We start from the raw sequence: 19,637 nt of genomic DNA, 5'->3' as shown, positions 1-19,637 counted from the left end.
TGGTGCTGCCTTTTTGTTGTACTAGTTAGCTAGTTCTAAAGGGTTTAATGTCAAAGTCGAAGGTGATTTGCTCCAAGACTGGCGCAAGCGCTGATGCAACGTAGGCTTTGCCATAACGACCAAAAGTCTCACTGTCATCACCATGTCCGACGTATGCACCAGCAATGCTAGCTGTGACCCCTGATTGCTTGAGTGCATTAGTGAATGTGTGCCGGAAGGAGTGAAACGTCTTTTTTTCAGCCTTAGCGTTCGGAAGTACTTTGTCACGGAAGCGACCAAACCACTTAGAGGGGGCGCTGCCATAACCATCACGTCCTTGCTTCAACTCAGGGAAGACGCGTTCATTGTTTAGGCTTTTAACATACTCGATGAAACCAAGGTCAATGAGACGGTGATGCAATGGTATGGTGCGCACTGAGCTTCTGTTTTTTGTGCTTTGGTCGTCTCTCATATCAGTTATGGTTAATGTCCAAAGACTGTTCTCAACATCCTGTCGAATGTCGTCGACGTGTAGTTGGCATAGTTCGTTCAATCGTGCACCTGTGTAAAGCCCTAAAACTGGGAGCCAGTAGAAGTAAGGATGCTTACACGAACCACCTTGAAAGTACGGGTGTTGGAATAGTGTAGTTAAGTCAGACGGAGTGAACACATTACGTTCCTCAGATGCCCTCTTCTTGGTCTTAACCTTGAGCTTTGTGAATGAGTTCTTGTTTATATGGTCGTTAGCCATGCACCAATCAAAGAATGAACTTACATCTGTCAGCGTGTCATTGGCGGTTGTCGTTGACATTGGGGTAGGTTCAAGCGCAATAACTTCATCTACAGTCAACCCCTTAAAGCGAGCGACCTTGTTGAGGTTCGCAGGTAGACATAGTAGTTTGCTTTTGAAGGTCTTTGCTTCTTCTCGTTTGATTTCTTCTATTGGGCAGTCGCCAAGGATGAACAACATGAGTCGTAGACGTGCTCTATATCTATCTATTGTCTTTGGTCGTAGCTCATCTGTTTCACGGTCAGAGATGTATAGGTCTATGCATTCCGACAGCAATAGGCCATCATGCTCAATAGGGGCAGGTGTGTGTGTTCCTTTAAACTCATGCAGGTAAGTTAAAGACGCACTTGGTAGCTCTGTTCTCTCGGCGGTCAGGTCTGTTAGCTGGCTGATTAGCAGGGATAGGGGACGCAGCATACGAGTACAGCATCCAACTATTAGTTGCTTTTGCTGTATAAATGACCATTCATTGAAAGAGATTAGGTGCTCAGTTTCCATCGCGCCTTCGATGAGTTTCCATGTATGAGACGCCTTCGCATTCCGTTCGCTAAGACCCCGTTCAATTAAGCCTTGCATTAGTTCACAAAGGTCATCTCTAAGTACTTCAATGCCTGTAAATACGCTCTCACGCTCATGTTGTGGCGCTGCAAAAGCGTTGGCATGGAGTAGGTATTGAGTTCCGACAAGGTTTCCTACAGTGGCTTGTGCGATGTTGTCGAGAGTGTTCTGTGACGACCGAATGTCTAGCAGGGATTCAAATGGACTACTTGTGTAGCCTCGTGGCTTGCTGACAGTGTTACCCATTGCTTCGTGCTGTGAGAAGAGGGTGTCGTGTTCGACAGATAACTTGCGCGCTTTTGCTCTAGCTTCTGCTATGGATTTAGTTCGCAGCGATACCTTAATGGATGTTTTGTTGTTGAAGAATGCTTGTGAGCTCGCAGGAATGCGGCGTTGATAGTACCAGTTACCGTTGGCTCGCTGGGTCATGTGCATGGTGTCATCTCCGTCCGAATGTAGAACAGGATGTACCTCATTTATGTGTTTCATAGGCTCAAAAACAAAGAAAGCCCCTGAAAAATCAGAGGCTTACTTATGAATTGGTGGAGCTGGCGGGAGTTGAACCCGCGTCCAGAAACCATTCATCATTGGTACTACATGCTTAGTCGATCTTTACATTCACCATCCACCTGCGAACCGACACGCTAATGAATGACTAACCTGAATTAAACTTCGCCGTTCATCTCTCAGGTGGGAGAATCCGGGCTAGCGCGTTTGGGTTTGATCTCTCGTGATTCCCCGTCTTACGTGCGGAAGCTAGGGCGAGAGAGCTCTGAGCAGGTTATTAAGCTGCTAGTGCGTAGTTTTCGTCGTTTGCGACTATTTTTTTGCGGCTTTTTACGTGGCCAACCGCCCCACGGCATGCACCTCAGACTGCAAAATTCCTGTCGAATCCTAAATCAGCCCCAAAGTGTTCTTTGCATAGTACCAGAAAAGCTTACGCTGTCTAGCTTTGCAAGTTTAACTGGTTACAATTAGCGCAAATTGCTCTTCATGATTCGCGCTTTATCGCGAGCCCAATCTTTTTCTTTAAGATCTGCACGCTTATCGTGAAGTTTTTTACCTTTCGCGACACCCACTTTGAGTTTCGCCCAAGAGCGAGACCAGTACAGTGCGGTGGCCACCAAAGTCATACCGTCGCGATTGACCGAACCAATCAGTCTATCGAGTTCACGGCGGTGCATTAAGAGTTTACGAACGCGTGTCGGTTCCGCCACTACATGAGTAGAGGCTTGATTCAACGGAGTGATCGACATGCCGCTGATATAGGCTTGTCCGTCACGAATAAACACGTAGCTCTCGGCAATATTAGCCTTGCCCTGGCGAAGAGACTTGACTTCCCAGCCCTGCAGTTCGATACCTGCTTCAATCTCGTCTTCGATGTGATATTCGTGGCGAGCCTTTTTGTTCAAAGCGATGGTATTGCTACCCGCTTTTTTCTTTGAGTTCTTCTTTACCATAATGGAGCTATTATAAGGGGGGACGTGACTGTAAGGGAAGGCTTTTATGTGGCAGAAATGCAATTTAACACATTGAAAGTGATATGGGGTTTGTTAGCAAAACAAGCGAGTAACTTGAGCTAACGAAAGGTTAACAGTAGAATCGGAGTCAGCCTTTAATTTTGAGGAGTTTTTATGCAGCAAGTGACGCGTTCAGCGCTTGTGATGTTCAGTGCTGATCAAATGTTTAGCTTGGTTAACGATGTGGCTCGCTATCCTGAGTTTTTGCCGGGGTGTTCCGGTTCAAAAGTGTTGGAGTCCTCCGCTTCTGCTATGGTGGCATCGGTGGATGTTTCAAAAGCCGGGATCAGCAAGACGTTTACTACAGCGAACACTTTGGTGCATGGAAGCGAAATCTTAATGGAGCTGGTGGATGGCCCGTTTAAGATGCTTAAGGGCGTATGGTCTTTTATTCCCCTTGATGATCAGGCGTGTAAAGTGGAGCTCAAATTGGAGTTTGAGTTTTCCAGCAAGATGATCGAACTGGCTTTTGGCAAGATTTTCCACGATGTGACTAGCAACATGGTAAACGCGTTTACTAAGCGAGCCAAAGAGGTATATACCTATGAGTGCTGATTCTCAGCTTATCCATGTTGAAGTGGTGTACGCTTTACCCGAGGAGCAGCGAGTGTTCCAACTGGTGGTCAATCATGAATCTACGGTGGAAGAAATCATCGAGAAGTCGGGGGTTTTGGCGGTTTACCCTGAAATCGACTTAAACACTAATAAAGTTGGGGTTTTTAGTCGTAACGTGAAACTGGATGCGACGGTGCGTGATAAGGACCGTATTGAGATCTATCGCCCGTTATTGGCTGACCCGAAAGAAATCAGACGAAAAAGGGCTGAGCAGGCGAAAAACTCCGGTAAGGCCGATCCTGTAACGGGAGGAAAACCTTCACCATTAAGAAAGCAAGAGACCCCTTCAGAATAACTCTTATTGACGCAATTAAAAAAGCTCGCGGTGTGCGAGCTTTTTAGTATTTAGTTCAGGCCTTGGAAAAAGTTATCACTGGCTTGGTAGTCACCGGTGATGTTCGTCAGTGTGCCTGTAGCATCAAAGTTGACCACAAGGTTACGTTGTACTGAGTCATCATGGCCTTTGGTGGCGTGGTAGATGTAATACCAAGTGTTTGGGTAGCCATTTTCGATCAACATTGGCGAGCCAAGTACATATCTCACCTGTTCTTTGGTCATACCAAAACGCAATTGCTCTACGGCGCTCTGCTCAACAAAGTTTCCCTGGTTGATGTCAATGCGATAAACGATTTTTTCTAAGACGGAACATCCTGTCAGTATGGTGAGAGCCAGTGGTAAGGCGATCAACCATTTCTTTACTTGCATAGCTTTAATTTACAACTTCGATTTCTGAGACTGCAAAGATAATAAACAAGGATGACGCAGAAGTAAAAACTTGTCTGTCTTAGATTGTAACTGGACAGGTCGTTTTATGAGTTAGCTTACAATCCTTGCCTAAATTCTGAATCGAATGGAACTATCTGTCTGCCTTGAAATCACGCCGCGATCAGCAGCTCTTTAGCGTTGGCCAGTGTCGTATCAGTGATCTGGCTGCCACCTAGCAGACGAGCCAGTTCGCTAATTCGCTCCTGTTCGTTCAGCGTTAGCATGCTGGTCTCAGTTTTATTGGCTTTTGTGGTCTTGGTGACAAACAGTTGCTGGTGGCCATGGCCAGCGACCTGAGGCAAGTGGGTCACACACAATACCTGCGTAGATTCGCCCAGTTTGCGTAACATCTTACCAACCACAGCGGCTGTCGGGCCACTGATGCCTACATCCACTTCATCGAAAATCAAGCTTGGTGTGTCGACTTTCTGCGCGGTGATGACCTGTATGGCCAATGAGATTCGAGACAGTTCACCGCCGGATGCGACTTTGGCAATGGCTTGCATCGGTTGACCTGGGTTTGTGGAAACCAGAAAGATGACGTTGTCCATGCCCGATGGGGAAGGGTGCTCCGGTTGGAATTCGACATTAATGGCAAACTTGGCTTTTTCCATGCTCAACTCTTGCATGCTTTGTGAGATCAGTTTGTTCAGTTCTTTGGCGTAGCGGCCACGAGATTTACTCAATTTCTCACTGGCTTTTACATACGCGTCAAAGTGCGCGCTGACGTCTTGTTCCATTTCTGCCAGTTTTTCATCAGAGCAGTCTAGGGCTTCGATCTGCGCCAGCAGATCTTGATGATGCTGATAGAGATCTTCTGGCATGACGTGATGCTTGCGAGCCAACGACATGATCTTCGAGAAGCGCTCTTCTACAAAGGCCATGCGTTCAGGGTCAACGTCGATTTTGTCGAGATAGTTGCGAAGCTCGGTGTTGGCTTCTTCGATCTGAATGATGGCCTCTTCAACCATATTCGGTAGAGCGATCAGGCTAGTGTCGAGCTCCGCAAGTTGTACGAGTTTGCTGCTCGCGGTTTGCAACATAGCCAGTGCATTGACATCTTCGCCTTCGTAGATAATGTCGATGGTTTGCTGACAAGTGATGGCCAGTTCGCCACTGTTGGAAAGACGTTTATATTCTTGTTCCAGTTCAGGAAATTCTGTTTCACCAATCGCCAGTTCGTTGAGTTCTTTGATTTGGTATTCAAGTAACTGAAGTTGAGCCAGGTTATTTGCACTGTTTTCTTTAAGCTGTGACAGTGCAATATCGGCACTGCGCCATGTCTGGTACTTACTACGCACCTGTTTGAGTTGCGCAGTGTGACCAGCGTACTGATCCAGCAGCGTGAGCTGGTAGTCGCTTTTCATTAACTGGTGGTGGGCGTGTTGACCGTGAATATTGATAAGTAGCTGACCCAGTGATTTTAGCTGAGATAGAGGCACTGGGCTGCCATTAATAAACGCACGAGAACGTCCTTCTTTGGTGATCGTGCGTCGCAGAATACATTCGGTACCATCAAACAGGTCGTTGTCTTCTAACCAGCGGGTGGCCTGTTGGTTATCTTCAATCGCGAACGCGGCAGTGACTTCGGTTTTGTCTTCTCCGGCACGAACCGCTCCTGCATCAGCACGACCGCCCAAACACAACCCCAAAGCGTCAATGGCAATAGATTTACCCGCACCTGTTTCACCGGTGATGGTGGTCATCCCCGTACTGAGCTCTAACTGCAGAGATTTTACAATGGCAAAATTATTAACACTTAGATGAGACAGCATTTTGATTACCTGTTTAAATGAACACTACTGTATGTAAATTCAGTATATACTGTTTCTTTATACAGTAAAGTTATCCAGGTGTTTTTTTATGTGACTAAACGCACTGTTGGCGATTTTTTCGTCCGTTGTACAAATACAGACAGAAAAAAGCCCTTATTGGTAAGTAAGGGCTATATAGATGAAATGACTAGAATAATTTACTCGACCAGCCGAGCTTGTTTCTCAGAACATGATAATAACTGTAATCCTTCGGGTGGATTAGTTTGAGAATATTAGGACTTTGGTAAATATGAATTTCATCGCCGGGAGACACTGGCAGTGAGATTTGTCCGTCACAACTGACCTCTTGAGTGCCACGATTATCAGGGGACACAATCAGTTTTATTCGGCAATTGCCATCGACCACTAAGGGGCGGCTCGATAAGGTATGGGGAAACATCGGTACCAGTGAGATGGCGTTGAGCTCCGTTGACAATATTGGCCCTCCGCCAGAGAGGGAATAAGCCGTAGATCCGGTCGGTGTCGACACAATCAGGCCATCAGAGCGTTGACTGAATGCGAATGTGTCATCGATATACACCTCAAACTCAATCATGTGCGCTACCTGGCCTGGGTGCAATACCGCTTCATTCAGCGCGGCGTTGTGGCTTTTGATTTGTCCGTGACGGTGGATTTCGGCTTCGAGCAAGAAGCGTTTTTCTTCACGATACTCGCCTTGAAGTACAGCCTCTAAGGCAACGTCAAACCCTTCAGGATTGAGGTCAGTCAGGAAGCCAAGACTACCACGGTTGACGCCTATGACCGCAACATCAAAGCGAGAAAGCACCCTTGCGGCCCCCAACATATTGCCATCACCACCCACAACAATCGCCAGATCGGCTTCGCGTCCAATACGGACCAGACTAAAAAAGTGCTGACGTGGAATATCGACCAGTATGTCTATGAGCCGATCGTCCACCAAAACTTTATAGCCTTTAGCGGTAAGCCAGTGAAACAATTCTTTATGGGTCTGAATTGCTTTCTGTGCTCTTGGTTTGCCTATGATGGCGATCACCTCAAAGGATTTTTTCATATCACTTCCAAACTATTAGTGCTTGAATCACAAATCTTCATCCCCATAATATACCCAAAGTATGTATATATGCAGTGTTTGGTATGATTTTGATCCAAAGTTTTGTGGGCAGGTCGTAGTAAGCATTGCCTTGAATCGAGTATTCCGGAGAGACCATGAGCAACGAAGAAAACAAGGTACACCAAGAAGAGCTGCACACTCAAGAAGCTGAAGCAAAAGAAGCGGAAGCTGAAGTGGTTGGTTCTGACGCTGACGTGGAGTGGAACGAAGAATCCGAGCAAGATATTCAAGAAGCGAAAATTGCTCAGCTAGAAGCAGCGTTGCTGTCTAGTGAAGCGAAAGTTAAAGAACAGCAGGATTCGGTGTTGCGTGCCAAGGCTGACGTAGAAAATATGCGTCGTCGTACAGAGCAGGAAATCGATAAGGCACGCAAATATGCTCTGAACAAGTTTGCAGAAGAATTGCTTCCGGTTATCGATAACCTGGAGCGTGCCATTGCCGCAGCAGATGCAGAAAATGAAGCTGTGAAGCCAATCGTAGAAGGTGTGGAACTGACTCACAAAACATTCGTTGACGTGGTGGCTAAATTTGGTCTTAAAGAGATCAATCCAGAAGGTGAAGTGTTCAATCCTGAACTGCATCAAGCGATGTCTATTCAGGAAAGCGCAGATCATGAGCCTAATACCGTCATGTTTGTTATGCAAAAGGGTTATGAGCTTAATGGGCGAGTGATCCGACCAGCGATGGTGATGGTGTCTAAATAACCGACAGACAATTAGGGATTGACACTAGAGGTTTATTCCGTCGGTTTTCCAGTCTATACAAAATGAAGCCTTAGTGGCTTCATTTTTTTTGGTTGTTTATTCTGGTTTTGGTTATTAATTTGGATGATCGTATTTTAAATTTTGGATAACGAAATGTAAAATTAATGCTTTATTTTACTCTTCAGATCTGTAAGATGCCCTGAGCTTTCTATTAATAAGAAAGTAAATAACTATAAAAACACAGGGACTAAACACAACATTCTGGAGTTTATGAATGAATAAATCACTATCCCATAAGATCTTTTTAGGTCTATTTGCTGGCCTGATGATTGGCACAGCGATTCAATATCTATTCGCAGGTGTTAGCCTTTTTGACCAATACCTATTGGGTTTTGCAGAAGGTGTGGGCGGCATGTTCGTCTCGCTAATCAAACTGCTTGTTGTTCCACTTGTATACGTATCCATTGTTTGCGGTATCGTAGAGCTTAAAGACATCAACTCTTTTGGCCGTTTAGGCGGTAAAACTTTTGCGCTTTATATTCTTAATACCGTGATCGCGATTACCTTTGCGCTTGCCATTGGTATGCTCGTCCAGCCAGGTGCAGGTGCCAATCTAGGTGGTACGGTAGCGCAGGCAGTTGAAATCACGTCAACAACGACACCAGACATTTTCTCGATGATCACTAACATTGTACCGAGCAACCCAATTCAGGCGTTTGCTAACGGTGACATGCTACAAATCATCTTCATGGCGATTCTGACAGGTCTAGCGATTCAAGCTCTGGATAAAAAAGGTGGCCCAGCCATCAACGCATTCAAAGTAGCGAATGACGTGATGATGAAGCTAATCGGCCTGGTAATGAGCCTTGCGCCATACGGTGTATTTGCTCTTATGATCCAACTTGGCGCAACGCTTGATGCCAATACTCTAGCGTCGGTAGCAGGCTATGTGGCATTGGTTGTGGGTATTCTTGTACTGTGGATTTTTGTTGTTTACCCACTTATGGTTGGTGCAACGACGAAAATGACGCCAGCACAATTCATTCGTGCGACACGTGAGCAGGTTCTGTTCTCGCTATCTACAGCGAGTTCTAACGCGACTATTCCGGTAACGATGCGTACCCTGACGGATAAGATCGGTGTTTCTAAGTCTGTTGCGGGCTTTGGTGTACCGCTAGGCGCGACTATGAACATGGCTGGTGCATCTATCTATATTGCTATTGCAGCAATCTTCATTGCTAATGCTTTCGGTCAGCCTATCCAAATGGGTGACCTATTTACTCTAGGCTTTACTGTGCTACTTCTTTCGATTGGTGCGGGTGGCGTACCTGGCGGCGGCGTAGTGATGATTGGTGTTATTCTTCACCAACTAGGTTTGCCACCAGAAGGCTTGGCGATTGTGGCTGCCGTTGACCGTATCAATGATATGTTCTGTACCAGCTCAAACGTAGTCGGTGATACAGCAGTGAATACTATTGTTGCCGGCAGCGAAGGTGAGATTGGTGAGCCAGCAACTCAAGAGGCTGACGTAACACTTGCAGAGAGCCGTGCGTAATCACAATCCAATTGTTTAGATAAAAACGGAGCTAAGATGGCTCCGTTTTTTATTTTTCAGGCGATTAGAACCAAGATGACTTAGTGCAAACCGTGTACATGTGCGCGATGACAACAGAAAAAACTTAAACTTTTTTCACTTTTTCCCTTGAAAAGCATTTTGCCGCCCTTATCTAAGGGTCATACAGAAAACAAACCTATTGCGAGCGGACAGTTTTGTCGGCTCTCAGCCTCAAACTGAGGCAGCAAACGAAACAATAGAATTATTCGGAGATAGCCTGATGGGTAAAATCATTGGTATTGACTTAGGTACTACTAACTCTTGTGTTGCTGTTCTAGACGGTGACAAGCCACGCGTAATCGAAAATGCTGAAGGTGAGCGTACAACCGCATCGGTTATCGCTTACACCGACGGCGAAACGCTAGTAGGTCAACCTGCAAAACGTCAAGCAGTTACAAACCCAGAGAACACGCTATTTGCTATTAAGCGTCTTATCGGTCGTCGTTTTGAAGACGAAGAAGTTCAGCGTGATATCGAAATCATGCCTTACAAAATCGTTAAGGCTGACAACGGTGATGCATGGGTAGAAGCTAAAGGCCAACAAATGGCGGCTCCTCAAGTATCTGCTGAAGTACTTAAGAAAATGAAGAAAACTGCTGAAGACTTCCTAGGTGAAGAAGTAACTGGCGCAGTTATCACAGTTCCTGCTTATTTTAACGATGCACAGCGTCAAGCAACAAAAGATGCTGGTCGTATCGCAGGTCTAGAAGTTAAACGTATCATCAACGAACCAACAGCAGCTGCTCTTGCTTACGGTCTGGACAAGAAAGGCGGCGACCGCACTATCGCTGTTTATGACCTTGGTGGTGGTACATTTGATATCTCTATCATCGAGATTGACGAAGTTGAAGGCGAGAAAACATTTGAAGTTCTAGCAACTAACGGTGATACACACCTTGGTGGTGAAGACTTCGATAACCGCATGATCAACTACCTGGTTGAAGAGTTCAAGAAAGAGCAAGGCATCGATCTTAAGAACGATCCACTAGCAATGCAGCGTGTTAAAGAAGCAGCAGAAAAAGCGAAGATCGAACTTTCTTCTACTTCTCAAACTGACGTAAACCTACCTTACGTAACGGCTGATGCAACTGGTCCTAAGCACATGAACGTGAAAGTGACTCGTGCGAAACTAGAATCTCTAGTTGAAGACCTAGTACAACGTTCTCTTGAGCCGCTAAAAGTTGCTCTAGCAGACGCTGACCTATCAGTAAGCGACATCAACGATGTAATCCTAGTTGGTGGTCAGACTCGTATGCCAATGGTTCAAGCTAAGGTTGCTGAGTTCTTCGGTAAAGAAGCTCGCCGTGACGTGAACCCAGACGAAGCAGTAGCAATGGGTGCTGCAGTTCAAGGTGGTGTACTTGCTGGTGATGTGAAAGATGTACTTCTACTAGACGTTACTCCTCTGTCTCTAGGTATCGAGACGATGGGCGGCGTGATGACCAAGTTAGTTGAGAAGAACACAACTATCCCAACAAAAGCGAACCAAGTTTTCTCTACAGCAGAAGACAACCAGAACGCGGTAACTATCCATGTTCTTCAAGGTGAGCGTAAGCAAGCGATGTACAACAAGTCTCTAGGTCAATTCAACCTAGAAGGCATTCAAGCTGCACCTCGTGGTATGCCTCAAATCGAAGTTACTTTCGACCTAGATGCGGACGGTATCCTACACGTATCTGCGAAAGATAAGTCGACGGGTAAAGAGCAGAAGATCACTATCCAAGCATCTGGCGGTCTGAGCGATGAAGACATCGAGAAAATGGTACAAGAAGCAGAAGCTAACAAAGAAGCGGACAAGAAGTTCGAAGAGCTAGCAACTGCACGTAACCAAGCAGACCAAATGATTCACGGTACTCGTAAGCAAGTAGAAGAAGCTGGTGAAGCGCTACCTGCAGAAGAGAAAGAGAAGATCGAAGCAGCTATCACTGAGCTGGAAGAAGCTCGTAAAGGTGAAGACAAAGAAGCGATCGACGCGAAAGTTCAAGCGCTAATGGCAGCAGCTCAGAAGCTAATGGAAATCGCACAGCAACAAGCTCAAGCACAAGGTGCAGGCGCTGAAGCTGGCGAACAGCCTAAGCAAGACGACGATGTTGTTGATGCTGAGTTCGAAGAAGTAAAAGACGAGAAAAAATAATTTCTCGTCGCTATAAAGCCCAATCTCGGCGTCGGAAATGCTCATTTGCACATGCAAACTGCGCGTTTCCTCCTTGAGCTTGAACTTTATAGCTTAGAGAATTCAGTAAGCTGGGTTCTCGAAAAGTGATTGTTGCGGGCGTTTGGGGTAACCTTTACGCCCGCAAATTTGTAAACACTGTCGCTCTAGATAAGGAAACTAACACCAAGGACCAAGGACCAAGGACCCAGGACCGATTTTCCCCAATCCTTATCTAGAACGATACAATCCCCAAACAGCGTCGGGCTGTTTGTCGAAGTAATTGGTAACAAGCAATATGTCAAAACGTGATTTTTACGAAGTATTAGGCGTTGATCGTGACGCATCAGAGCGCGACATCAAGAAGGCGTATAAGCGTCTTGCGATGAAGTATCACCCAGATAGAAACCAGGGCGATGACACGGCGGCTGAGAAGTTTAAAGAAGTAAAAGAAGCGTACGAGATCCTAACCGAGCCTCAGAAAAAAGCGGCGTACGACCAATATGGTCACGCAGCCTTTGAACAAGGTGGCATGGGCGGTGGCGGCTTCGGCGGCGGTGGTGCTGACTTCGGTGATATCTTCGGTGACGTATTCGGTGATATCTTTGGTGGTGGTCGCCGAGGCGGCGGTGGTCATCGTGCACAACGTGGTGCAGATTTGCGCTACAACATGGAACTAACACTAGAAGAAGCAGTGCGTGGTATCTCTAAAGAGATCGAAGTGCCAACGCTTGTTGAGTGTGAAACCTGTGATGGCAGTGGTGCGAAGAAAGGTTCGTCACCACAGACCTGTGGCACCTGTCATGGTCACGGTCAGGTTCAGATGCGCCAAGGCTTCTTTGCGGTTCAGCAAACCTGTCCAACCTGTCATGGTCAGGGCAAGATCATTAAAGACCCTTGTAATAGCTGCCACGGTCAAGGCCGTATTCAGAAAACAAAAACGCTTAACGTTAAAATCCCTGCTGGTGTGGATACCGGAGACCGTATCCGTCTGTCTGGCGAAGGCGAAGCGGGCGAGCATGGTGCGCCTGCTGGTGACCTTTATGTACAGGTTCATGTCAAAGAGCATCATATCTTTGAGCGCGACGGTAACAACCTATACTGCGAAGTGCCAGTAAGCTTTGCACAAGCAGCACTGGGCGGCGAAGTAGAAGTTCCAACACTTGACGGTCGAGTTAGCCTTAAAGTGCCTGAAGAGACACAGACGGGACGTATGTTCCGTATGCGTGGTAAAGGTGTGAAAGGCGTTCGTGGCGGTGGCGTCGGCGATCTGATCGTGAAACTAGTGGTTGAGACGCCAGTGAAACTCAGCTCACGTCAAAAAGAACTGCTACGTGAGTTTGAAGAGTCATGTGGTGGCGATGCGGCCAACAAACACAAGCCAAAGTCAGAAGGCTTCTTTAACGGTGTTAAGAAGTTTTTCGATGATCTGACGAGCTAAGCCGATCTCATTGCTTTATCGAAGCTCGCGACTATCGCGGGCTTTTTTGCGTTTTGGGGCACAGATTACCAACACGCTATTGGCGTCGTCTCGCCTGTAGAGTTAAGCGTCATGGTTTTATCCTGATCCAGACAACTGTCTTTCGATTGTCCAGAGGCCGATTGCGCTACTGCTGTTATGGTATAGGCGGCGGTTGCACTGCTCACCACTTCAAATTGATAGCGCCCGGGTTCGGACTCGCAAATCTGACAGACCCCTCCAGATACTACTTGATTGAACTGATAACCCGCATTGTAACTTCGCTCCAGTTCCATCTGCAGTGCAAGCATATCCCCAAGTGCGATCATGCGATGACTTTCTCTGATTTGTTGGGTGTAAGTAGGGTAGGCAATACCTGACACGATCCCGAGTATGACCAAAGTAATAAGAACTTCGATCAAGGTTAAGCCAGAATGTTTGGGACTGTTTTTGTTGCATTTCATTCTATTAACTCACTCCAAGCTAATAATTTTAAGAGACTTTTGTAGTTTTCTCAGCTGCTAGAATTTACGCAAGTACTGACATGGAGTTGTAGATGATTTCATTGGATTTTGGGAAATGGTTCGCGGCTTTTCTGTTTTAGAGTTAATCATTACTTTAATTGTGATCGGTGTGCTATTGATTGGCGCAGCTCCGAGTTTTCAGTTTGGTTCAAAGAAAATTAAAGCGCAGCGAGCTGCTCAGGAAATGTATGCGCTGTTGATGCAGACTAAAGCTGAATCGATACTGCGGAACACGCCACTTTGGATACACTTTGAAGGTCTGCCACAACAGGCTGTGAGTGGAGGTTGGCGGGTAAAAGTTGCAAACAAAGCCAGTTTGCGCGATCCCGAGGTAAGCGTATTGTGGCAGTTGGCAGGGGAACCTTTTCAGGGGGTTGAGCTGGCGTTGAATCACCCGGGGGATCAAATCAAATTCGATCACCTATCCGGCATGGTGCTAAGCAGCGGCACCATCACACTAAGTCCCTATAGCCAGCAAACAGGACAAATAGAGATCCGAACTCACAGTGCTTCGGGGAGAATTGTGGTTTGTCAGTCGGGGGAGATGGAGCTTGGATTGGGAGCCTGCCCCAAATGATGAAACGCATTGGGGTTTTACAAGGAGCCACACTGATAGAACTGTTGGTTTCAACGGCCATCAGCATGTTAGTACTCACTTCGATAGGCTCTTTCTATGTGTCGCTGCAACGAAATGCGTCGGAGCATTCGCAGCAGTTGATTCTGAATCAGGCCCTGTCGACGGCAGTAAGACGCATCCAAAGTGATTTGACCCGGTCTGGGTTTCATGAACTTAAAGGCTCAGCGCTGATACCTTCAGGGGCGAGTGCTACGGTGCATGTATCCATGGGAGGGACAGTGGTTCAATACGCATACTGGGATAGTCGCAAGCCTGATGAGGCGACCCCTGTGGAAAATGTGGTCTGGCAGTTTGACCGTGACAAACAGAAGCTCCTGGTCTGTCGCACTGTATCCAGTCTGGCACAAGGTTCCAAGGATATCAGCTATTCCAAGACCTCTGGTTGCACATCGGTGTTTGAGCCAAACTTAGTGGCTGTTGCAGATTTTAGAATAATAAGCAATCAGGTGGGCACTGCTTCTGCGAGCAATCAATACCTGCAACTGAATATCGTTGGGGAGTTGCGGGGCAACCCTTCGGTGGCAATGTCTTTACAGAGGGATTTTATGGTGAGGAATGGTCAATGAAGCGTGGATGTCATGTTGGAGCGATGACGTTGTTGACCACAGCCTTGCTGTTGAGTCTGGCATTAATGCTGGCCTTAGGGATGTACAAAACAAGCCTGTATGAAATTAAGCGAACACAAAACGAAGTCGAATCGCGCAAAGCTTTCTGGTTGGCGGAAGGTGGCGTTGAATGCGCTATCGCCCAGTACTATCCCTCCAAAGTAATACCTGCAGTGGTAAAGAGCTGTGACACTTCACTGACGGTAACTCAGGCGCTCACGCTGGATAGCGTGAGCGGTGATGTGGTCATTGCCGCGTTGTCGGGTGATCATAAAGTGAGTCGGCGCTTTGCTAGAGGAACGTCAAATCTTAAGTCTGGTGCGATTCAGACGTCAGCCAGCATGAAAGTAAAAACCTCTTTGGCGATTAAAACTCCGGATCCAGGTGATCACACAAGCGGCGGCTGGGAGTGCATTGCGTTTCGGTTCAAAGGTAAGTTGACGATTGAAGGAGCGCTTACTAATGATGGTCTGATTCACGGCTCAGACCCATCGGAGGACTTTATCAGTGAGCAAGATTGCCTGCGTGAGCACAAAAGCACATTTAGCGGCGGATGCAGTTCGTCGGATCCGCGATGCTTTGGGCAGGACTTCGTTTATGACGACACGTTGTCAGTATTTGAGGACTTCTTCGGCATTCCAGTCAGTCAACATGATGCTGTGCGCACCAACGGAACCTTTACTGAGATTGATCTCGAAACGAACAATGGAGACGGGGAGCTCAAACGAAAAAACTGCGGACAGGTGATCGTTGAGCAACTGGCACAGGGAAACCTTCACCTTTGGCTGAATGGCTCCTGCGTGATATCGGCCAGTCACCTGAACGAGATTAAAACCTTATCACAGGCTTCTGATGGTATCACGCTTCTGATCCATGACGGGCTATTTGTACTTCAGGGGGCGGCGACGATCAAAGGTGTGTTATTTCATTTCAATCCGAGTTTCACGCCGAGTCCGGAGATCTGGCATGAACTGAATTTGGCCGACAGCGCCAACACGCACTTTCCTGACGACTACGGCTCAGCAGCTTATTACCAGGGAGGAAGCTTTGATATCACCGGTGGAGCCTATTTTGATTACGCTAATGTGAACCATCTGGCTTTGTTCCGAGATTCTTTGGCTCTTCATTACAACCGTGATGTGATCGTTAATTCGAGCTCGGTACTGGCAAGTCATGCTTGGAAAAAGGGGTCGTGGCGTGATTTCTAAACAGCGAGGGGGGACTCTGATTGAGGTGCTCATTGCATTTTGTATTATTGCTGTGAGCGCGTTGGGGTTGGCCAAATTACAAGCCTATATGGAACAAAGATCTGATTACGCCTATCACAGTCTACAAGCATTAGGACTTGCCGAAGCCAAATTGGAGTGGTTTCGCACACGTGGTGCTGATGGTGAGTCGTCAACCATGGATGTCGCTGACTTTACGCTGGATATTGTTGATGGTCTGGATTCCTCACACCCTATTTATACCGTTAGTTGGACGGTCCCCCAGATTACTATGGCTGGGGCGGTGAAAACGGTTCAGGTTGATGTTTCCTGGTCTGACCGTTTGAATCGGACACACACACTGTCCCTGGCGACTCAGATCTCACGATACAACGAATTTGAATGACGATACACCTCTGGTAGCCCGTTCTCCTCATCCCACACTTTGTTATCCACTCATTCGTACTTTTAATGTCTTTTGTTGGAGCTATTTTGTCCTTAGATGGTGGTGGATTTATACGCTATGTTTATATAAACGGGTGTTTTACGTGCTAGTTAGTTAATTGTTTTGCAATTGTGCGCTTTGGTGTTGGTTAAATGTTACATTAATCGGCGTTTTTTGCAAAATAAGTCTACAAATATGGAAAAAGTTCCAAATTATCTACTATTTTTGTCTTTTTTAAATAAAATGGTCACGCAGATTTTATGTCACAGTGAAACTTGCCTTGAGATTCACAAATAACAACATCACACACACGGAGTTACCATGAGTAACCAATCGATTAATCAAGCGCCAGCTCCCAAGCCGACTGGAATGGATCGCTTTTTAAACTTTATTGAGAAAGCGGGTAACAAGATCCCAGATCCTGCAATTCTTTTCTTCTGGGCACTGGTTATTGTTTGGGTTGCATCAGCACTTTTATCAAATGTCAGTTTCGATCTGATTAACCCACGTACCGGCACACCACTGGAAGTGACGAACCTTCTAACGGGTGAAGCGTTAGCAAGCTTCCTTGCTAATATGGTAACGACGTTCACGGGCTTTGCACCACTGGGTATCGTATTGGTTGCGATGCTAGGTGTGGGTGTGGCTGACTCTTCTGGCTTTATTACTACTGGCCTTAAGAAGATGCTGAACTTCACGCCAGCGAAGCTGCTAACGCCTATGCTGATTCTGGTTGCGATCGTATCGCACACAGCAGCAGACGCAGGTTACGTTCTGGTTATTCCTCTAGGTGGTATCATCTTCCACGCGGCTGGTCGTCACCCACTAGCGGGTATCGCAGCAGCGTTTGCTGGTGTATCAGGTGGTTTCTCTGCAAACTTTATCCCTTCAGGTATCGACCCACTACTAGCAGGTTTCACGCAAACTTCTGCTCAGGTTCTTGACCCTGAATACATCGTTAACCCACTAGCAAACATCTTCTTCACTGGTCTATCTTCGGTGATTATCGTGGCTATCGGTTGGTACGTGACTGAGAAAATCATTGAGCCACGCCTAGCGAACACGCCTGTTGATGAAGATGCGGAAGAAGCTCCAGATCTAGGTACGTTTACGGCGACGGAATCAAAAGCGTTCCGCGCAGCAGGTTGGTCAATGATGGCGGGTATCGCGCTTCTTATTGCTGCTATCATACCTGAGACGTCAGCGCTTCGTTCTCCAGAAGGCGAAATCACAGCGTTCTCTGCACCGCTAATGAAGTCTATCGTTCCATTGATCTTCATCCTGTTCATCATCCCGGGCTACGTATACGGCCGTGTTGCAGGTACGTTCAAGTCTAGTAATGACGTGATCAAAGCAATGTCAGACACTATGGCGACGATGGGCGCATATATTGTAATGTCGTTCTTCTGTGCACAGTTCCTGGCGGCATTTGGTCAATCTAACATTGGTACTATGCTAGCGCTTTACGGTGCTGAAGGTCTTAAAGCTCTTAACCTTCCAGGTCAGGCGACAATTGTTGGTATGATTCTACTAACTGCGTCGGTAAACCTATTGGTTGGTTCTGCATCTGCTAAGTGGGCACTGATTGGTCCAATCCTAGTTCCAATGCTAATGGCGGTTGGTATCTCTCCTGAGCTATCTCAAGCGGCTTACCGTGTTGGTGACTCTGTATCGAACATCATCTCTCCACTGATGGTATTCTTCCCACTGGTTGTGGTTTACTGCCAACGCTACGTGAAGTCTACTGGTATCGGTACGCTAGCATCGCTAATGATGCCATTCTCAATCGCAATGCTGATTGGTTGGACTATCTTCTTGCTCGCTTACTGGGCACTAGGTATCCCACTAGGTATCCAAGCGCCATACACTTACACTATGTAAGCTAACGTAAGATAGTAAAAAAGCCCGCCAGGTAGATTGCCCAGGCGGGCTTTTTGTTTTCAGGTTCTGGGTTTGATTCCCGCTGCTATTACTCGCTAGTTCTTTAAGAAACCAGCATGAAAGCGTAAATGGTCATCAATGAAGCTTTGAATAAAGAAGTAACTATGATCGTAGCCAGGCTGCATGCGAAGCTTAACGTCACTGCCGGAACTTTCGGCTGCGGCGAGTAGCAGCTCAGGTTTGAGCTGATCTTGCAAGAAGCCATCGTCTTCACCTTGATCGACCAAAATCGGCAGCGTTGCTTGGGTACTTTGCAGTAATTCAGCGCTGTCATACTGCTTCCAATCTTCGGTGTTGTTACCTAAATAATGGCTGAGCGCTTTTTGTCCCCAAGGGCAGTTCATTGGATTGCTGATTGGGCTAAACGCAGAAATAGAGCGGTAGCGTTCACTGTTCTTGAGACCAATGGTCAGTGCACCGTGCCCACCCATGCTGTGTCCAGAGATAGAACATACGCTAGTTACCGGAAAATGCTCTTCGATTAGCATTGGCAGTTCATCGACAATGTAGCTGTACATCTGATAGTGCTCATTCCAGGGGGCTTGAGTCGCATTGACATAAAAACCTGCGCCCAGGCCAAAGTCGTAGGCGCCTTGCGGATCGTCAGGCACCCCTTCGCCCCTAGGGCTGGTATCCGGTGCGACAATCGCGATACCTAGCTTAGCAGCAGCGCGAAACGCGCCAGCTTTCTGCATGAAGTTCTCATCGGTGCAGGTTAAGCCTGATAGCCAATAAAGGACGGGCACTGGATTGTCGGCACTTGCCTCTGGTGGCAAGTAAATCGCAAAGCGCATCGAGCAGTTGAGTACATTAGAGCTATGTTGGTATTGCTTGTGCCAGCCACCAAATACTTTGGCTTGGCTTACATTTTCGATTGTCATTTTATATACCTAGAATACACTTTCAGGACCAAGGACCAAGGACCAAGGACCAAGGACCAAGGACCAAGGACCAAGGACCAAGGACCAAGGACCAAGGACCAAGGACCAAGGACCAAGGACCCAGAAACTATCAATAATGAATAACCGAGCGAATGCTTTCACCCTTATGCATCAGTTCAAACGCTTCGTTGATCTCTTCCAGCGGCATGGTGTGCGTGATGAATTCTTGCAAACCAAACTCGCCTGCCATATAGCGTTCAACGATCTCTGGTAGCTCACTGCGACCTTTTACGCCACCAAACGCACTACCACGCCATACACGGCCAGTAACAAGC

18 protein-coding genes, 1 other RNA gene and 1 pseudogene are annotated in these 19,637 nt (G+C 46.9%); 11 read left to right on the top strand and 9 right to left on the bottom strand.

Features of this window, described 5'->3' with window-relative positions:
- Positions 1 to 25: 25 nt before the first annotated feature.
- From C4S60_RS14940 to smpB, 3 genes are all read right to left on the bottom strand, one after another.
- Positions 26 to 1,762, bottom strand: coding sequence for a site-specific integrase (locus C4S60_RS14940; RefSeq protein ID WP_244183116.1), 1,737 nt, complete (start codon positions 1,760 to 1,762; stop codon positions 26 to 28).
- Between the two features lie 105 nt (positions 1,763 to 1,867).
- Positions 1,868 to 2,234, bottom strand: a transfer-messenger RNA (tmRNA) gene (ssrA, locus tag C4S60_RS14935).
- 67 nt (positions 2,235 to 2,301) lie between these two features.
- Complete coding sequence (smpB, locus tag C4S60_RS14930; RefSeq protein ID WP_103881162.1) at positions 2,302 to 2,787, bottom strand: SsrA-binding protein SmpB; 486 nt, start codon at positions 2,785 to 2,787, stop codon at positions 2,302 to 2,304.
- Positions 2,788 to 2,961: 174 nt separating this feature from the next.
- Between smpB and C4S60_RS14925 the strand changes: the two genes are divergently transcribed.
- Positions 2,962 to 3,402, top strand: coding sequence for an SRPBCC family protein (locus C4S60_RS14925; RefSeq protein WP_103881161.1), 441 nt, complete (start codon positions 2,962 to 2,964; stop codon positions 3,400 to 3,402).
- Complete coding sequence (locus C4S60_RS14920; protein ID WP_103881160.1) at positions 3,392 to 3,757, top strand: RnfH family protein; 366 nt, start codon at positions 3,392 to 3,394, stop codon at positions 3,755 to 3,757. The genes C4S60_RS14925 and C4S60_RS14920 overlap by 11 nt, the downstream gene beginning before the upstream one ends.
- A 50-nt stretch (positions 3,758 to 3,807) precedes the next feature.
- On the opposite strand, the gene bamE is transcribed toward C4S60_RS14920, so the two are convergent.
- From bamE to nadK, 3 genes are all read right to left on the bottom strand, one after another.
- The gene (gene bamE / locus C4S60_RS14915) at positions 3,808 to 4,167 is read right to left on the bottom strand and encodes an outer membrane protein assembly factor BamE (protein ID WP_103881159.1); all 360 of its coding nucleotides are present in this window, start codon (positions 4,165 to 4,167) and stop codon (positions 3,808 to 3,810) included.
- A 170-nt stretch (positions 4,168 to 4,337) separates the two neighbouring features.
- Entirely contained in the window at positions 4,338 to 6,002 is a 1,665-nt protein-coding gene (gene recN, locus C4S60_RS14910; RefSeq protein ID WP_103881158.1) for a DNA repair protein RecN, read from the bottom strand.
- Between the two features lie 187 nt (positions 6,003 to 6,189).
- Positions 6,190 to 7,074 carry an NAD(+) kinase gene (gene nadK, locus C4S60_RS14905; RefSeq protein WP_103881157.1) on the bottom strand — a complete coding sequence of 295 codons (885 nt, stop codon included), beginning with the start codon at positions 7,072 to 7,074 and terminating at the stop codon, positions 6,190 to 6,192.
- A 155-nt stretch (positions 7,075 to 7,229) separates the two neighbouring features.
- Here nadK and grpE point away from each other — a divergent pair, with 155 nt between their 5' ends.
- The 4 genes from grpE (at position 7,230) to dnaJ (ending at position 13,046) form a co-directional block, all read left to right on the top strand.
- Positions 7,230 to 7,838: a nucleotide exchange factor GrpE gene (grpE, locus tag C4S60_RS14900; protein ID WP_103881156.1), complete on the top strand. Its 609-nt coding sequence runs from the start codon at positions 7,230 to 7,232 to the stop codon at positions 7,836 to 7,838.
- Positions 7,839 to 8,112: 274 nt separating this feature from the next.
- On the top strand, positions 8,113 to 9,393 hold the full coding sequence (locus tag C4S60_RS14895) for a dicarboxylate/amino acid:cation symporter (protein ID WP_103881155.1): 1,281 nt from the start codon (positions 8,113 to 8,115) through the stop codon (positions 9,391 to 9,393).
- Between the two features lie 280 nt (positions 9,394 to 9,673).
- Positions 9,674 to 11,587: a molecular chaperone DnaK gene (gene dnaK, locus C4S60_RS14890; protein WP_103881154.1), complete on the top strand. Its 1,914-nt coding sequence runs from the start codon at positions 9,674 to 9,676 to the stop codon at positions 11,585 to 11,587.
- A 316-nt stretch (positions 11,588 to 11,903) separates the two neighbouring features.
- The gene (dnaJ, locus tag C4S60_RS14885; protein ID WP_103881153.1) at positions 11,904 to 13,046 is read left to right on the top strand and encodes a molecular chaperone DnaJ; all 1,143 of its coding nucleotides are present in this window, start codon (positions 11,904 to 11,906) and stop codon (positions 13,044 to 13,046) included.
- 65 nt (positions 13,047 to 13,111) lie between these two features.
- Here the strand turns inward: dnaJ and C4S60_RS14880 are convergent, their stop codons facing one another.
- Entirely contained in the window at positions 13,112 to 13,528 is a 417-nt protein-coding gene (locus C4S60_RS14880; RefSeq protein ID WP_103881152.1) for a type IV pilin protein, read from the bottom strand.
- A 115-nt stretch (positions 13,529 to 13,643) separates the two neighbouring features.
- Here C4S60_RS14880 and C4S60_RS14875 point away from each other — a divergent pair, with 115 nt between their 5' ends.
- The 5 genes from C4S60_RS14875 to C4S60_RS14855 all read left to right on the top strand — a co-directional run bounded on the left by C4S60_RS14875 (position 13,644) and on the right by C4S60_RS14855 (position 18,361).
- On the top strand, positions 13,644 to 14,165 hold the full coding sequence (locus C4S60_RS14875) for a GspH/FimT family pseudopilin (protein ID WP_103881151.1): 522 nt from the start codon (positions 13,644 to 13,646) through the stop codon (positions 14,163 to 14,165).
- Complete coding sequence (locus C4S60_RS14870; protein ID WP_103881150.1) at positions 14,162 to 14,791, top strand: PulJ/GspJ family protein; 630 nt, start codon at positions 14,162 to 14,164, stop codon at positions 14,789 to 14,791. Before C4S60_RS14875 ends, C4S60_RS14870 begins: the two co-directional genes overlap by 4 nt.
- A complete protein-coding gene (locus C4S60_RS14865; RefSeq protein WP_103881149.1) occupies positions 14,788 to 16,038 on the top strand; it encodes a hypothetical protein in 1,251 nt (416 codons plus the stop codon). Before C4S60_RS14870 ends, C4S60_RS14865 begins: the two co-directional genes overlap by 4 nt.
- Entirely contained in the window at positions 16,028 to 16,441 is a 414-nt protein-coding gene (locus C4S60_RS14860; RefSeq protein ID WP_103881148.1) for a type IV pilus modification PilV family protein, read from the top strand. The genes C4S60_RS14865 and C4S60_RS14860 overlap by 11 nt, the downstream gene beginning before the upstream one ends.
- A gap of 360 nt (positions 16,442 to 16,801) precedes the next feature.
- Complete coding sequence (locus C4S60_RS14855) at positions 16,802 to 18,361, top strand: AbgT family transporter (RefSeq protein ID WP_103881147.1); 1,560 nt, start codon at positions 16,802 to 16,804, stop codon at positions 18,359 to 18,361.
- Positions 18,362 to 18,456: 95 nt separating this feature from the next.
- On the opposite strand, the gene fghA is transcribed toward C4S60_RS14855, so the two are convergent.
- The gene (fghA, locus tag C4S60_RS14850; RefSeq protein WP_103881146.1) at positions 18,457 to 19,302 is read right to left on the bottom strand and encodes an S-formylglutathione hydrolase; all 846 of its coding nucleotides are present in this window, start codon (positions 19,300 to 19,302) and stop codon (positions 18,457 to 18,459) included.
- A gap of 130 nt (positions 19,303 to 19,432) precedes the next feature.
- Positions 19,433 to 19,637, bottom strand: a pseudogene (locus tag C4S60_RS14845) (S-(hydroxymethyl)glutathione dehydrogenase); the annotation flags it as partial.

Source organism: Vibrio hangzhouensis (genome assembly GCF_900107935.1).
Taxonomy (GTDB): Bacteria; Pseudomonadota; Gammaproteobacteria; order Enterobacterales; family Vibrionaceae; genus Vibrio; species Vibrio hangzhouensis.
Note: the sequence above shows the minus strand (reverse complement) of the source record. Positions and strands in the feature narration are given on the sequence as shown.

Coding starts and splice junctions, on each gene's coding strand:
- C4S60_RS14925 (WP_103881161.1), top strand. CDS start 2,962: ATGCAGCAAGTGACGCGTTCAGCGCTTGTGATGTTCAGTGCTGATCAA.
- nadK (WP_103881157.1), bottom strand. CDS start 7,074: ATGAAAAAATCCTTTGAGGTGATCGCCATCATAGGCAAACCAAGAGCA.
- recN (WP_103881158.1), bottom strand. CDS start 6,002: ATGCTGTCTCATCTAAGTGTTAATAATTTTGCCATTGTAAAATCTCTG.
- C4S60_RS14855 (WP_103881147.1), top strand. CDS start 16,802: ATGAGTAACCAATCGATTAATCAAGCGCCAGCTCCCAAGCCGACTGGA.
- C4S60_RS14880 (WP_103881152.1), bottom strand. CDS start 13,528: ATGAAATGCAACAAAAACAGTCCCAAACATTCTGGCTTAACCTTGATC.
- dnaJ (WP_103881153.1), top strand. CDS start 11,904: ATGTCAAAACGTGATTTTTACGAAGTATTAGGCGTTGATCGTGACGCA.
- dnaK (WP_103881154.1), top strand. CDS start 9,674: ATGGGTAAAATCATTGGTATTGACTTAGGTACTACTAACTCTTGTGTT.
- C4S60_RS14920 (WP_103881160.1), top strand. CDS start 3,392: ATGAGTGCTGATTCTCAGCTTATCCATGTTGAAGTGGTGTACGCTTTA.
- C4S60_RS14875 (WP_103881151.1), top strand. CDS start 13,644: ATGGTTCGCGGCTTTTCTGTTTTAGAGTTAATCATTACTTTAATTGTG.
- grpE (WP_103881156.1), top strand. CDS start 7,230: ATGAGCAACGAAGAAAACAAGGTACACCAAGAAGAGCTGCACACTCAA.
- C4S60_RS14870 (WP_103881150.1), top strand. CDS start 14,162: ATGATGAAACGCATTGGGGTTTTACAAGGAGCCACACTGATAGAACTG.
- smpB (WP_103881162.1), bottom strand. CDS start 2,787: ATGGTAAAGAAGAACTCAAAGAAAAAAGCGGGTAGCAATACCATCGCT.
- bamE (WP_103881159.1), bottom strand. CDS start 4,167: ATGCAAGTAAAGAAATGGTTGATCGCCTTACCACTGGCTCTCACCATA.
- C4S60_RS14865 (WP_103881149.1), top strand. CDS start 14,788: ATGAAGCGTGGATGTCATGTTGGAGCGATGACGTTGTTGACCACAGCC.
- fghA (WP_103881146.1), bottom strand. CDS start 19,302: ATGACAATCGAAAATGTAAGCCAAGCCAAAGTATTTGGTGGCTGGCAC.
- C4S60_RS14940 (WP_244183116.1), bottom strand. CDS start 1,762: ATGCACATGACCCAGCGAGCCAACGGTAACTGGTACTATCAACGCCGC.
- C4S60_RS14895 (WP_103881155.1), top strand. CDS start 8,113: ATGAATAAATCACTATCCCATAAGATCTTTTTAGGTCTATTTGCTGGC.